The organism is Streptomyces sp. Ru71, from assembly GCF_002920535.1.
Classification (GTDB): Bacteria; Actinomycetota; Actinomycetes; order Streptomycetales; family Streptomycetaceae; genus Streptomyces.
In genome coordinates, this window is the sequence record NZ_PQSS01000003.1 from 236,275 (window position 1) to 250,367 (window position 14,093).

The 14,093-nt window shown below is 70.9% G+C and carries 10 protein-coding genes; 1 reads left to right on the forward strand and 9 read right to left on the reverse strand.

Features of this window, described 5'->3' with window-relative positions; all coding sequences use genetic code 11:
- Nucleotides 1-68: 68 nt before the first annotated feature.
- The 5 genes from C3489_RS03605 to C3489_RS03625 all read right to left on the reverse strand — a co-directional run bounded on the left by C3489_RS03605 (nt 69) and on the right by C3489_RS03625 (nt 8,453).
- Complete coding sequence (locus C3489_RS03605) at nt 69-1,076, reverse strand: anti-sigma factor (protein WP_103779745.1); 1,008 nt, start codon at nt 1,074-1,076, stop codon at nt 69-71.
- Nucleotides 1,073-1,798, reverse strand: coding sequence for an RNA polymerase sigma factor SigM (gene sigM / locus C3489_RS03610; RefSeq protein WP_103779747.1), 726 nt, complete (start codon nt 1,796-1,798; stop codon nt 1,073-1,075). The genes C3489_RS03605 and sigM overlap by 4 nt, the downstream gene beginning before the upstream one ends.
- Before the next feature lie 26 nt (nt 1,799-1,824).
- Nucleotides 1,825-3,543: a protein kinase family protein gene (locus C3489_RS03615; protein WP_103779749.1), complete on the reverse strand. Its 1,719-nt coding sequence runs from the start codon at nt 3,541-3,543 to the stop codon at nt 1,825-1,827.
- 136 nt (nt 3,544-3,679) lie between these two features.
- Nucleotides 3,680-6,013 (reverse strand): murein biosynthesis integral membrane protein MurJ, encoded by a 2,334-nt coding sequence (gene murJ, locus C3489_RS03620; RefSeq protein WP_103779751.1) that lies wholly within the window; start codon nt 6,011-6,013, stop codon nt 3,680-3,682.
- Between the two features lie 43 nt (nt 6,014-6,056).
- Nucleotides 6,057-8,453 carry a DUF6049 family protein gene (locus C3489_RS03625; protein WP_103779753.1) on the reverse strand — a complete coding sequence of 799 codons (2,397 nt, stop codon included), beginning with the start codon at nt 8,451-8,453 and terminating at the stop codon, nt 6,057-6,059.
- Between the two features lie 280 nt (nt 8,454-8,733).
- Here C3489_RS03625 and C3489_RS03630 point away from each other — a divergent pair, with 280 nt between their 5' ends.
- Complete coding sequence (locus tag C3489_RS03630) at nt 8,734-10,176, forward strand: CCA tRNA nucleotidyltransferase (protein WP_103779755.1); 1,443 nt, start codon at nt 8,734-8,736, stop codon at nt 10,174-10,176.
- A gap of 110 nt (nt 10,177-10,286) precedes the next feature.
- Here the strand turns inward: C3489_RS03630 and C3489_RS03635 are convergent, their stop codons facing one another.
- The 4 genes from C3489_RS03635 to C3489_RS03650 form a co-directional block, all read right to left on the reverse strand.
- Complete coding sequence (locus tag C3489_RS03635; protein ID WP_103779757.1) at nt 10,287-10,814, reverse strand: hypothetical protein; 528 nt, start codon at nt 10,812-10,814, stop codon at nt 10,287-10,289.
- Between the two features lie 117 nt (nt 10,815-10,931).
- A complete protein-coding gene (locus C3489_RS03640; RefSeq protein WP_103779759.1) occupies nt 10,932-12,194 on the reverse strand; it encodes an MFS transporter in 1,263 nt (420 codons plus the stop codon).
- A gap of 86 nt (nt 12,195-12,280) precedes the next feature.
- Complete coding sequence (locus C3489_RS03645; protein ID WP_103779761.1) at nt 12,281-13,363, reverse strand: inositol-3-phosphate synthase; 1,083 nt, start codon at nt 13,361-13,363, stop codon at nt 12,281-12,283.
- 44 nt (nt 13,364-13,407) lie between these two features.
- Nucleotides 13,408-14,085, reverse strand: a complete 678-nt coding sequence (locus tag C3489_RS03650) for a PadR family transcriptional regulator (protein ID WP_103779763.1) — start codon at nt 14,083-14,085, stop codon at nt 13,408-13,410.
- Nucleotides 14,086-14,093: the final 8 nt, after the last annotated feature.

A 14,093-nucleotide genomic window follows, 5' to 3' on the forward strand; every position in this document is an offset into this window, starting at 1 on the left:
TCACCCCACCCAACGGATCCTAAGGGGCGCGCATTCCCACCGTGTCCGGGCACACGGCGACGCCGGACTCAGGGACGCGTGTACGACTTCTTCAGCAGCACCTTGGCGGTGCCCGCCGACGGGTGTGCCACGCAGGTGGCGTCCATGAGATAGGCGTCGACCCGTCGGCTGTCGGAGGCGCCGGGCAGTACGACGAGCAGTGTGTCCTTGCCCTCGAAGACGCCGTCCTCGGTGGCCAGGGCCGCGTCGTCGCGCCCGATCCCCTGGCGGACGCAGTCGGGGACCGTGGCCTGCGAGCGGAACACCCTGGGCCCCTCGGTGCCGGTCCTGGAGTCGGCCCCGAAGCTGTGCGGGGTGCGTGAGCCGTCGTCCGACTTGAGCTGCTGAGCGAGGAGCCGGTCGACCTGCTGCGGCAGCCTCGCCTCGGAGAAGGTGTCCGAGGCGGTGGACTGATGCTGCTGTGCGGTCGTGCCCGAGGTGCCGCCGGTCAGCGAGGACACCAGGAGAGCACCGAGCCCCACGGCCGCGGCGGCGCAGGCGGCGCCGATGGCCGCGAGCGTACGGCGGCTGCGGCGAGCGGACCGCTTGCGACCCGGCCCGGTCGTGGCGGGGCGGGCGTGGCCGCTGGGGCGACTGGTGGTGGGGCGGTCCGCGGTGGGGTGCTCGTTGGCGGGGCGGTCCGCGGTGGGGCGTTCGGTGGCGTGGCGTTCGGTGGCGGGCGCTGTTTCACGTGAAACGTGCGCCCCTTCGTGGGGAGCCTGCGTGCCGTGATCGCCGGCCGAGGAGGCGGCCGGGGCTTCGGAGGGCTGGTCCGGAGCGGTGGCGTTCAGCAGGGCCTCGGCCGCGAGGGCGGCGTCGATGCGTCCCGCCACGTCGGCCGGCATCCGGGGAGGGCCCGGCAGCGTGCCGAGCAGTCCACGGATCTCCTCCAGCGACGCATAGACGTCCGCGCACAGCTCACAGGAGCCGAGATGGCGCCGTACGTCCGTGGTCCGTGTCGGTGGGAGCAGTCCCTCGGCGAGGTCGGAGATCTCGGCGACATCCGGGTGCCCGGCCATGTCCGTCGTGGATGTCACGCTCGCCCACCTCCGCCCTTCACAGCAGCTGAGTCGCTCGGTCCTGCCTCACCGGAACCCGGGTCGTCGGGTTCCGCTGCCGGTGGGACGGATGTCCCGTGCACCCGGTTCCGTCCCGCGTCCGGTTTTCCGCTGTCGGAGTTGTTTTCCGGCCGCAGATGGGTGAGGAGGGGAACCAGTCTGGCCCTGCCCCGGGCGCAGCGGCTCTTCACGGTTCCCGTCGGCACGTCGAGGATGCGGGCCGCCTCGGCGACGGGGTAGCCCTGCATGTCCACGAGCACGAGGGCGGCCCGCTGGTCGGCCGGGAGGGTGCCGAGCGCCTCCAGCAGCTGCCGGTGCAGATCGTTGCGCTCCGCGGGGGCCGAGGCCGATTCGTGGGGCTCCAGCAGCTGCTCCAGCCGCTCGGTGTCGTCGACCGGCGACGTCTTGCGGGAGGCGGCCTTGCGGGCGCGGTCGAGACAGGCGTTCACGGTGATCCGGTGCAGCCAGGTCGTGACCGCCGACTGTCCCCGGAAGGTGTGGGCGGCGCGGTAGGCGGACACAAGGGCGTCCTGGACCGCGTCGGCGGCCTCCTCACGGTCCCCGAGCGTGCGCAGGGCCACCGCCCACAACCGGTCCCGGTGGCGCCGCACGAGCTCACCGAAGGCGTCGGGGTCCCCCTTCACATGGCGGGCGAGCAGCTCCTGATCGCTCACACCGTCGAATCCACTGCCCTCCGCCATCTGACCCCCTCCCCCTCGGTGAGATGTCAGCCCTTGAAGACCACGTCGGTGATGGCCTGCTTCCAGCCCGCGCTGCTGTATCCGTCCGAGGGCGCGCTGGGCACCGCGGTGATCCACAACAGGACGTACTGCGTCTTCACCGTCTTGGACGCCTTCACGGTGAGCGAGGTGCCGCTCGTGGTGGCGGTGCCGATCTCCTTCATGCCGTCGACCGACGTGGACGGCGTCAGGGAGTCGGTGGCGTACAGATGGACGGTCGTGTGGTCACCGGCGTACCGGAGCGCTATCGACGCGGACTGGACCTCCTGCGCCGAGCCGAGGTCGTAGACGATGCCGACGCCCGGCTTGTACGGAGCGAGGGTGGGCCCTTCGTTGTAGCGCTTGGTGCGCCAGTAGGTGGAGCTGTCGCTGTCGTAGGTGTTGTCCACGTCCTCGGGAGCCTGGGGGGATCCCTCCGCCACGTACTCCTGGGCGTGCTTCACGGCGATCGGCTTGGCCGGCTTCGTCTGCTCGCTGCCCTTGCCGTTGCCGTCCGTGGTCTGGGTCTGGTTCGTCTCGTCGGACGTGCCGCCCCGGTCCATCAGGGCGTCCGCGAGCTGCCAGCTGCCGAGCCCGAGCGCCGCGATCAGCAGGGCGGACACCGCCCACTTCAGCGCCTTGCCGGTGCGGCTCTGCAGCGGAGGCGGCGGGGAGGGCACCGGCTGGGTGACGCCGGGGTGCGGCGCCGGGCGGCCGTAGGAGCCCTGCTGGTACGTCGTGCGCTGGTACTCGGGCGGCGCGGTGAACGCAGGCTCCGGCGGGCGGATGCGGGGCATCTCGCCGATCGCCTTGACCAGCTCCTCCGGGGTGGTGCACGGCGCCTCGTGCCGGGAGGCGGTGGCGCCGTCGTTGGCGAGCGCACGCATCGCGAGCTCGGACAGGCCACGGTGGACGCCGGCCCGCACCTGGTCGGGCGGGATCAGACCGAGGTCCTTGGGCAGCCCGGACAGGCCGTAGGCGTCGTTCTCGTACGGCCAGCGCTGGGTGAGCGCCGCGTACAGCAGCGCGCCGATCGCCTCGGTGTCGGTGCGCTGCGGGGTGTCGGAGCTGATCCCGCGCAGCGCGGCGTTCACGGCGAGGCCGCGGATGCGCCACTGACCGGTGGAGGTGCGCAGCACGGCGTTGGGGTTCAGGCGCAGATGGGCGAGGCCCTCGCGGTGGGCGGCGGCCATGGCGGCGGCGATCTGGCTGACCATCTGGTAGGCGTCGTGCGGCTCCAGCGGGCCGCCGGACAGCAGGGTGGTCAGTTCGGTGGCGTCGGGCAGCCATTCGTGGACGACGTAGACGAGGTCGTTCTCCTCGACGGCGTCCAGGACCTGCACGAAGCGGGGGTCGCCGAGCAGGGCGGACGAGCGGGCCGCGGCCAGCACGGACCGGGCCCGGGCGTGGTCGGCCGGCAGGACATGGATGCCGACGGCGCGGCGCAGTTTCTCGTCGACCGCACGCCAGCTGCTGAATCCGTCCAGACGGGTGACGCACTCCTCAAGCCGGTAGCGTCTGGCGAGTTTGTGACCGCTGTGCAGTTCGGGCGGTGAGGCCTTTCCGGGACCGTCCGTCCCGCCACTCCCCTGTGCCTCGTCGTTGTCCGTGTCCCGCTCCCGGTTCTGGGCCACCCCGTCGGCCGTGGACTGGTCCGCCTCCGCGGTCAGCGACTTGTCGCCGCTGTTGTCTGCCACGTCGACGGCAGCCGTGCTCCGTTCCGCCACCGTCGTTCCTGCCTCCCCAACTCTTGCGCGCCGTACGACGACGAGCGCGCCGTCCGACGCCGAAACCAATTGTGCCCACAGTCCGCCGCTATGCACGACACACGGTGGCGGCCGTTGGTTGTGCGCCTACCCCCTCTCAGCGGCCCAGTCGTCCGCGCACCATGCCGACGAGCGAGTTCAGTTCCTCGATACGCATCCTGCGGGCGGCGACGTAGAAGATGCCGAGCAGGACCGCCCCGCCGACGATCAGGGCCGCGAAGGAGCCGCCCACGCCCTGGCCGAGCGTGTGGCCGATGCCGTAGCAGGCGGCGCCGCTGAGCGCCGCGGCCGGCACCGAGGCGATGCACAGCCGCGCGTAGGTGCGCAGTACGCGGGCCCCGTCCAGGTCGCCGCCCAGCCGCTTGCGCAGCCGGGACCAGGCGACGCCCACGCCGATGGCGTAGGCCAGGCCGTAGGCGGCGGCCATGCCGATCACCGCCCAGCGGGCCGGCAGCAGGAAGTAGCACAGTGCCGAGGCGCCGGCGTTGACGGCGGCCACGATGACCGTGTTGTAGAAGGGCGTGCGGGTGTCCTCGTAGGCGTAGAACGCGCGCAGGACGACGTACTGCACCGAGTAGGGGATCAGGCCGAGGCCGAAGGCCATCAGCATGTAGCCCATGTTGGTGGCCTCGCTGGTGCCCGACGAGCCGAAGATCAGCGTGCACATCGGGATGCCGAGGGCGAGGAAGCCGAAGGCGATGGGCACGATGGCGACGGCGGTCGTGCGCAGGCCCTGCGAGATGTCGTCGCGGACGGCGCCGGCGTCGTCCTCGGCCGCCGAGCGGGAGATGCGCGGCAGCAGGGCGGCCATCAGCGACACCGTGATGATGGCCTGGGGCAGGCCCCAGATCAGCTGGGCGTTGGCGTAGGCGGCGAAGCCGGTGCCGTCGATCGGGGACTCTTTGCCCGCGGCCGTGGAGAGGTTGGTGACGACGATGGCCCCGGCCTGGTTCGCGAGGACGAACAGGAACGTCCACTTGGCCAGGGTGACGGCCTTGCCGAGGCCGTGACCCCGCCAGTCGAAGCGCAGCCGCAGCTTGAACCCGGTCTCGCGCAGGTAGGGGATCATCGCCAGGGCCTGGACGACGAGGCCCAGCAGGATGCCGATGCCGAGCAGGCGCTGGCCCTCCGGCGGGATGTTGGTCACCTTCATGCCGGAGTCCGCGGCGGTGCCGTAGACCCAGATGAACATGCCCAGCGTGATGATGATGACGATGTTGTTCAGGACCGGGGTCCACATCATCGCGCCGAACCTGCCGCGTGCGTTGAGCACCTGGCCCATCACGACATGGATGCCCATGAAGAAGATGGACGGCACGAAGTAGTGGACGAAGGTGATGCCCACGTCATTGGCCGCCGGATCACCGGCGACGGACGGGGACAGCAGCCGCACCAGCAGCGGCGCGGCGAAGACCGCCGCCACGGTCAGCAGGCCCAGCGCCACCATGACCAGCGTCAGCAGCCGGTTGGCGTAGGCCTCGCCGCCGTCGTCGTCCTCCTTCATCGCGCGCACCAGCTGTGGCACGAAGACGGAGTTCAGACCGCCGCCGACGGTCAGGATGTAGATCATCGTCGGCAGCTGGTAGGCGACCTGGAAGGTGTCGCCGAGCAGACCGACGCCCAGCGCGGAGACGATCAGCGCGGAACGGATGAAGCCGGTGAGGCGGGAGACCATCGTGCCCGCCGCCATCACGGCACTCGACTTCAGCAGGCCGGAGGCCCGCCCGCCCTTCTTCGCCGCGGCGGCGGGAGCGGCCGGTGCGGCCGGTGCCGCCCCCGCCTCGGATGCCAGGTCCGCGTCCGCGGCGACGGGCTGCGCGGTGGGCGCCTGGCCCAGGTACAGCGTCTGCTCGGCGCTCTGCGCGGGCGGCGCCTGCTGCGGGCCCGCGGGCTCCTGTCCGGCGCCGGGCGCCGGCGCCGGTCCGGGAACGGACGGCGGCTGCTGGTCGTACGACGGGTGGCCGGCGCTCTGCTGCTGGTCGCGGAAGAGATGAGCGAAGGCGTCCGGCTCGTGACGCTCCTCACCGGCCTGGGTGACCAGGTCGTCCACGCCCACGTACTGGGTGGTGCGGGGGTCGTCGCCGTAGGGCAGGTACTGGGTCGGGCCGTCCGGCTCCGGGGCGGGCGTCTGCGCCCACACGCGCGGGTCCGGGGCGTACGGCGACTGCGGCGGCTGCGCGTACAGCTGCTGCGGCGGCGGGACGGTGCCCGGCGGGGGCGGCGGGTGCGCGGCACGGTCGTAGAGCGCCTCGGCGACCGGGTCCTGGGCGGAGAGGTCCTGTCCGCGGTAGGGGTCCTGGTCGTAGGCGTCCTGGAGGTACATGTCCGCCGGGTGCTGCGGCGGGACCTGGCCGTTCTCGGGCGGCGGGCCCTCGGGGCGGCCCGAGCTGCCCACGGCCTGGCCGCGGTCACCGTCGTACGGCGCGTTCATGGTTACCCCACCTCATCGTCCCGGGCCCACGGCCACGTCATCCTCAACGGTCCACTCTCTCACCCGTCCCGGACGGGTCGGTGTTTTCCGCTGCGGTGTCCGGCGTCGGGTCACTCGGCTGCGTACCGTCTGCCCCCGGGCGGGTGGCCGACTCTTCCATGAGACGGTCCCGAGGGCCTTCGGGGTTCGCTTCGGCGGCGCCCGTCTCGCCGGGCTCGTCACCGGCACCGCCGTTCCCGGCGTCCTCGGCGGTCCGCGCCGCGGCGCGCTTGCGCTGGGTGTACATCCGGAAGCCGGCCAGCACCAGCAGCAGCACGCCGCCGCCGATGACCAGCATCACCGTGGCGGTGACCTCGGTGACCTTCACGTCGAAGGAGACGGGGGCGCCGTACTTGCGGCCGTCCTCGGTGAACAGCTGGGCGATCACCGTGGTCTGGCCGTTGACGTTCGCGGACGTGGTGAACTTCACCGTCTGGCTGTGCCCGCCGGAGACCGCGATCGGCTTCTCGTCGAACGCCCCGCCGTTGATCTTGAGACGGGTGGGGTTGGTCGAGGTCAGCCGCAACACCAGGTGGTCGGCGCCCTGCAGCAGGTTGTTCTGCACGGTCACCGGGATGGTGGCACTGCGTCCGGACAGCTTGGTGTCGGACTTGTCGATCAGCTTGACCTGGTGGGCGAGCGCGTCGAGGTAGTCCTCCACACCCCGGCGGAAGGTACGCGCCTCGCCGGCCCGGCCGCGCCACGACGTGGCCATCTCGCGGTTCATGGCCCGCCCGAAGGGGGTCGCGACGCGCGAGGTGTCGGTGAGGATCACCTGGAAGTTGTCGAGCTTGTCCTGCGTGGTCGCGATCTGCTCGAAGGCGGAGCGCGGCAGTTCCTGGCGGCGCAGCGACGACGGGTACGCCGACCCCGAGGGGATGCTCGTGGTGGCGTCCGGATCGGGCTTGGCCTTGGCGGCGGCCGACAGCTGCTGGGCCTGCGACCAGGTGCCGCCCTGCAGCGCGGTCACGGCCTCAGCCATCGCCTGCGCCTGGCTCGCGGTCGGCATCCGCTGCGGGGCGACGACGATGCTGCGTTCCTTGTCGGACTGCTGGTTCAGCGCCAGGCTCTGCGCGAGGAACTGCTGCACCGCGAGCGAGGAGGCGGACGCCGATGTCAGATCGCCCTGGAACCCGGTGGACAGCCGGGCGTCGGCAACCACCGCCGTGGTGCCGCCGCCGACGGGACGGGCCGCGGACGGCGTGTAGGGCAGCCCGCTGGTCTCCCGCAGGCTGTCGCTGCGCGCGATCACCTTGTCGGCGCCCGCCGAGGTGGCCACCTTCATGATCGACGGGTCGACCGCGCCGGCCACCGGCCAGGCGAAGTCGGTGGTCGGCGTGACGTGCAGCACGGTCTCCACGGTGAGCGCCGCGACGTCGGTGGCCTCCTTGAGCTGGCTGAGCGAGCCGGTCACGCTGGTGCCGTTGTGGGCGAGGGAGGCCAGGTCCGGGTCGCCGAAGGGCAGCGCCACGACCTCCTTGCCCGCCACCGCCTGCTGCAACTCGGCGAGCCACTGCTTGGCGAGGGCCTGGTTGCGGCCGGTGGTGGGGGTGTCGCCGTTACCGCGGACCTTGTAGCTGCCCGTCATGGCGTCGACGGACGCCAGCAGGTCGGGGTCGATCACCCAGGTCACGTCGAGGTTCTTGCCCAGCGCCACCATCTGCTCCAGGCGACCGCCCGGGGCGATCTCCTTGGCCAGGTCGTCGTCGAGGAAGACCGGTGTCTGCTGCTCACCGGGACTCGTCTCCGCCGTCATCCGCACCGGCGACATCAGCGGCCACAGAACCGTCGTCTTGGTCTTGGTGTCCGCCTCGTCGGGCTGCCACGGCAGGAAGGTCCGCTGGATGCCCAGCACCTGCTCCCACTGCTGCGCGGACGTCTGCCCGGACAGCGAGACCCCGAGTTGGTAGACGCCGTCGCCACCGAGGTCCAGCTTGTCCACCGGGACGGAGATGCTGAAGTGCTCGGCGACCCCAGGGGTGAGCTTGGCGAACTTGGCGACGTAGGAGCCGCCGATCTCCGAGCCGTCGGCGCCGGGCGTGTATCCGGTGCGCTCGGCGGCGGCCTCGATCTCGGACCGGGTGGACAGCTCCGGTCCGACCCGCAGGCCCACATGGGCGTCCGTGACCGCCTGCCGGCCGTTGTTCGTCACGGTGCCGGAGACGGTCAGGGTGTCGCCGTCGGAGGGGACGCTGGGTGTGAGCGAGTCCACGGCCACGGAGACCGTGCGTGAGCCGGATGCGGCGGGCGCCGCGTCCGCCGCCGCCTGGGCGTGTGGTGCCGCGGGCACCTGCATCAGCCCGGCCAGCAGGGGTGCTCCCATGAGCAGGGCGGCGGTGCGCCGCAGCCAGCGGCGGGCAGGAGAGGGACTCGTCCCCTGGATGTCTGCCGCCTCGGCCACGCGCTCGCCCGTCCCTCGTCGTCGTCAGTGGTCTCGGAATGTGCGTCCACGCATGGTAACGATGCGCGCTGAGTGGAAGTGCCGCGGTCTGCGCCACAAGATCAGGCGTGCGGTTCGGGTTCTGCGCAGATCCCGACATGGTTCCTTATAAAGAGGAGCGCTTCCATACGCCGGGCAGCTGATCCCGCGCCTGGCCCGGGCAGCTGGTCCCGCGGCCGGCCCAGGCGCCTGATCCCGCGCAGGCGCCCCTGGTGCCCCGGTGCACGTACCCTCTTCTGTTGTGCCGAACGCCAACGAAGACACTCCTACTGCCCTGAGCCAGGTGCAGCAGCGCGCGGTGAGCGAACTGCTGCGGGTGGCCCCCGTCGCCGACGATCTCGCCCGTCGCTTCCAGCAGGCCGGGTTCTCGCTCGCCCTGGTCGGCGGCTCGGTACGGGACGCGCTGCTCGGCCGGCTCGGCAACGACCTGGACTTCACGACCGACGCCCGGCCCGAGGACGTGCTGAAGATCGTGCGGCCCTGGGCGGACGCCGTCTGGGAGGTCGGCATCGCCTTCGGCACGGTGGGTGCGCAGAAGTCCGGCTACCAGATCGAGATCACCACCTATCGCTCCGAGGCCTACGACCGCACCTCCCGCAAGCCCGAGGTGTCCTACGGCGACTCCATCGAGGAGGACCTGGTCCGCCGCGACTTCACGGTGAACGCGATGGCCGTCGCGCTGCCGGAGAAGGAGTTCGTCGACCCGCACGGCGGTCTGGTGGACCTGGCCGCGCGGGTGCTGCGCACCCCGGGCACCCCGGAGGCGTCCTTCTCCGACGATCCGCTGCGCATGATGCGGGCCGCGCGCTTCGCCGCCCAGCTCGACTTCGAGGTCGCCGACGAGGTCGTCGCGGCGATGACGGAGATGGCCGGCCGGATCGAGATCGTCTCGGCGGAGCGGGTGCGGGACGAGCTGAACAAGCTGATCCTCTCCGCCCACCCGCGCAAGGGCCTGACCCTGCTCGTGGAGACCGGGCTCGCCGAGCGCGTCCTGCCCGAGCTGCCGGCGCTGCGGCTGGAGAGCGACGAGCACCACCGGCACAAGGACGTCTACGAGCACACCCTGATCGTGCTGGAGCAGGCGATCGCTCTGGAGGAGGACGGTCCCGACCTCACCCTGCGGCTGGCCGCGCTGCTGCACGACATCGGCAAGCCGAGGACGCGTCGCTTCGAGAAGGACGGCCGGGTCTCGTTCCACCACCACGAGGTGGTGGGCGCGAAGATGACCAAGAAGCGCATGACGGCGCTGAAGTACTCCAACGAGCTGGTGAAGGACGTTTCCCGGCTGGTCGAGCTGCACCTGCGCTTCCACGGTTACGGCACCGGTGAGTGGACGGACTCCGCGGTTCGCCGCTACGTCCGTGACGCAGGTTCCCTCCTGGACCGCCTGCACAAGCTGACCCGCTCGGACTGCACCACCCGCAACAAGCGCAAGGCGGCCGCGCTCTCCCGTGCCTACGACGGCCTGGAGGAGCGCATCGCCCAGCTGCAGGAGCAGGAGGAGCTGGACGCGATCCGCCCGGACCTCGACGGCAACCAGATCATGGAGATCCTGGGTGTCGGCCCCGGCCCGGTGGTCGGCAAGGCCTACAAGCACATGCTGGAGCTGCGCCTGGAGCACGGACCGATGGAGCCCGACCAGGCGGTGGCCGCGCTCAAGGAGTGGTGGGCCGAGCAGAGCTGAGGTCGTGGAACGGGGCCATGTTTCACGTGAAACATGGCCCCGGGAACGACGAAGGGCGGTGTTTCACGTGAAACACCGCCCCTTTGCGTCTGCGCTGAGTGTCAGGCGCCTTACTTCTTGACCTCGGACATGCACAGCACGACGTCGTGGCCGCCGCCGGACTGCCAGTAGGCGATCGGGGCGGACGGGTCGGTGCACTTGTTCTGGTCGCTCGTGAAGTTGTGCTTCTGGACGACCTTGTACTGGGCGTCCGCGGAAGAGCAGTCGACTTCTTCCAGGTCGGGGTCGCTGTCGGTGCCCTTGTTGTGCATGCAGGAGCCCACCGAGGTGGTCTCCGCGTCGTCCCGGCTGGCGAACCAGCTGACGCCGGCGATGCCGCCGAACTTCAGCAGGGCGACGATGACGGCGATGACGATGCCGCCGATGATGCGCAGCACCTTCTTCCCGCCCTTCTTCGCCGGCGCGGCCGGAGCGGGCGGCGGGACCGGGGCGCCGGGGGCGCCGGGGCCGGCCTGGTTCGGGAACGGGGCGTACGGGGCGCCCTGCGGCGGGACACCGGGGTGGCCGGCCTGCTGACCCACGGGCGGGGGAGGCGTCTGGGCGTACGGGTTCTGGCCGTGGGACGGCGGAGTGGTCACTTGGGGGTCCCCCTCGAACGGTGAGCGCGCGGGGCGCGAGATAAGACCCACGTAAATTACTGGGTCCCACACGCCACTTTGCTTTCCCGAGTTCACTCTGTGGCTTGGATGTGACACTCACCGGTGCCGAAAACGGGGCATAGCCAAGGCAACCGCCCCATAGACCAGAGACACCGTGACCACCAGCGGGACCGAGCGCCCGTCCGGCGGCAGCATCAGCGCGGCAACGCCCGCCGCGCCCACGAAGGCGACGTTGAACAGTACGTCGTACAGCGAGAAGACGCGGCCGCGGAAGGCATCGTCGACCGTGGCCTGCACCACCGTGTCCGTCGCGATCTTCGCCGCCTGCGTGACCAGACCGAGGACGAACGCCGCGACCAGGACCGGCCCCTGGCGGAACGTCAACCCGAGCGCCGGCACCAGCACCGCCGCGCAGGCCGAGCACACCACGATCCAGCGCACCGGCCCGAGCCGCCCTGCCGCCGCCGGGGTCACGACGGCCGCGGCGAAGAATCCCGCGCCCGAGACGCCGACGGCCAGACCGAGCAACGCCAGTCCCTTGTCCGTGTCGGAGGCCCACGCGTACCGGCACAGCGTCAGCACGGTGACGGTGAGAGCGCCGTAGCAGAAGCGCATCAGCGTCACCGCGGCCAGCGCCCAGGCGGCCTCCCGGCGGCGCGGCTCGGCCAGATGGCGGGCGCCGGCCGCGAGACCCTGTGCGGTGCCCTGCAGGGCCGCCGCCAGCTTCGGCCGTACCAGGGCCGGATCGGGGCCCAGCAGGTCCACGGCCAGGCGCAGTGAGGCGAGCGCGGCGCACAGGTACAGGGCGGCGCCCAGCAGGACCACCACGGCGTCGGAGCCGGCGGGGCCCAGGCGTACGACGAACGCCAGTCCGCCGCCCGCTGTCGCGGCGAGCGTCCCGGCCGTCGGGGACAGGGAGTTGGCGACGACCAGCCGCTCGGCGTCGACCACGCGCGGCAGGGCCGCGGACAGCCCGGCCAGCACGAACCGGTTGACGCCGGTGACGCACAGGGCGGAGACGTAGAACAGCCAGTCGGGGACGTGAGCGACCATCAGGACCGCGGTCACCGTGGCCATCAGAGCGCGCAGCAGGTTGCCGTACACGAAGACCTGCCGCCGGCGCCAGCGGTCCAGCAGGACGCCGGCGAAGGGGCCCACCACGGAGTAGGGCAGCAGCAGGATCGCCATCGCCGAGGCGATCGCCGTCGGCGAGGCCTGTTTCTCCGGGGAGAAGACGACGTAGGTGGCGAGGCCGACCTGGTAGACCCCGTCGGCGCCCTGGGAGAGCAGCCGTACCGCGAGCAGGCGCCGGAAGTTCCCGAAGTGGAGCAGCACGCGAAGATCACGGACGACGGCCATGCGGCACAGCCTCACACACGGAAGGGCCCCCGGGGCACAGTGCCCCAGGGACCCTTCCGGCCCTGGCAGGAGCTATCGGGCTAACCTCAGCGCTCGACCTCGCCGCGGATGAACTTCTCGACGTTCTCGCGGGCCTCGTCGTCGAAGTACTGCACCGGCGGGGACTTCATGAAGTACGAGGACGCCGACAGGATCGGGCCGCCGATGCCGCGGTCCTTGGCAATCTTCGCGGCGCGCAGCGCGTCGATGATGACACCGGCGGAGTTCGGGGAGTCCCAGACCTCCAGCTTGTACTCCAGGTTCAGCGGGACGTCACCGAAGGCGCGGCCCTCCAGGCGGACGTAGGCCCACTTGCGGTCGTCGAGCCAGGCGACGTAGTCGGACGGGCCGATGTGGACGTTCTTCTCGCCGAGGTCCCGGTCGGGGATCTGGGAGGTGACGGCCTGCGTCTTGGAGATCTTCTTGGACTCAAGGCGCTCGCGCTCAAGCATGTTCTTGAAGTCCATGTTGCCGCCGACGTTCAGCTGCATCGTGCGGTCCAGGATGACACCCCGGTCCTCGAACAGCTTCGCCATGACGCGGTGCGTGATGGTGGCGCCGACCTGGGACTTGATGTCGTCGCCGACGATCGGGACGCCCGCCTCGGTGAACTTGTCCGCCCACTCCTTGGTGCCGGCGATGAAGACCGGGAGGGCGTTGACGAAGGCGACCTTGGCGTCGATGGCGCACTGGGCGTAGAACTTCGCCGCGTCCTCGGAGCCGACGGGCAGGTAGCAGACCAGAACGTCGACCTGCTTGTCCTTGAGGACCTGGACGACGTCGACCGGCTCGGCGTCGGACTCCTCGATGGTCTGGCGGTAGTACTTGCCGAGGCCGTCGAGGGTGTGGCCGCGCTGGACCGTCACACCGGTGCTGGGCACGTCGCAGATCTTGATGGTGTTGTTCTCGGACGCGCCGATGGCGTCGGCGAGGTCGAGGCCGACCTTCTTGGCGTCCACGTCGAAGGCGGCGACGAACTCGACGTCCTTGACGTGGTAGTCGCCGAACTGGACGTGCATCAGGCCCGGCACCTTGGACGCCGGGTCGGCGTCCTTGTAGTACTCGACTCCCTGCACCAGCGAGGCGGCGCAGTTGCCCACGCCGACGATGGCTACGCGAACCGAACCCATTCCGGTTGCTCCCTGTGTGTACGAGTGAGGCCCTGCGTGGGCGCTCACGAGGCGGTGTCGTCGGGCGTATCCGTCCGGGGGTTGTCCCCGGGACGGGGCAGGCCGCCCGACGCTCCAGATGTGGTGTCCTGCTGAGCGGTCCCCCCGGCGGAACGGATGTCCCGTCCGGCCCGCTCGCTCTCGATGAGCTCGTTCAGCCAGCGCACTTCGCGCTCCACGGACTCCATCCCGTGGCGCTGGAGCTCAAGGGTGTAGTCGTCGAGGCGCTCCCGGGTGCGCGTCAGTGAGGCGCGCATCTTCTCCAGCCGCTCCTCCAGCCGGCTGCGGCGGCCTTCGAGGACGCGCATGCGGACGTCGCGCGAGGTCTGCCCGAAGAAGGCGAAGCGAGCGGCGAAGGTCTCGTCCTCGTACGCGTCGGGCCCCGTCTGCGACAGCAGCTCCTCGAAGTGCTCCTTACCTTCCGCCGTCAACCGGTAGACGATCTTGGCGCGGCGCCCCGCGAGCGGAGCGGCCAGGGCGTCCTCGGTGCCGCTCCCGGCCTCCTCGATCAACCAGCCGTTGGCGACCAGCGTCTTGAGGCAGGGGTAGAGCGTCCCGTAACTGAACGCGCGGAACACACCCAGTGATGTATTGAGCCGTTTGCGCAGCTCATAGCCGTGCATCGGAGATTCGCGGAGCAGGCCGAGGACGGCGAACTCAAGGATCCCGGAACGCCGGCTCATCGTCGCCT

Coding starts and splice junctions, on each gene's coding strand:
- murJ (WP_103779751.1), bottom strand. CDS start 6,013: ATGAACGCGCCGTACGACGGTGACCGCGGCCAGGCCGTGGGCAGCTCG.
- C3489_RS03650 (WP_103779763.1), bottom strand. CDS start 14,085: ATGAGCCGGCGTTCCGGGATCCTTGAGTTCGCCGTCCTCGGCCTGCTC.
- C3489_RS03645 (WP_103779761.1), bottom strand. CDS start 13,363: ATGGGTTCGGTTCGCGTAGCCATCGTCGGCGTGGGCAACTGCGCCGCC.
- C3489_RS03640 (WP_103779759.1), bottom strand. CDS start 12,194: ATGGCCGTCGTCCGTGATCTTCGCGTGCTGCTCCACTTCGGGAACTTC.
- sigM (WP_103779747.1), bottom strand. CDS start 1,798: ATGGCGGAGGGCAGTGGATTCGACGGTGTGAGCGATCAGGAGCTGCTC.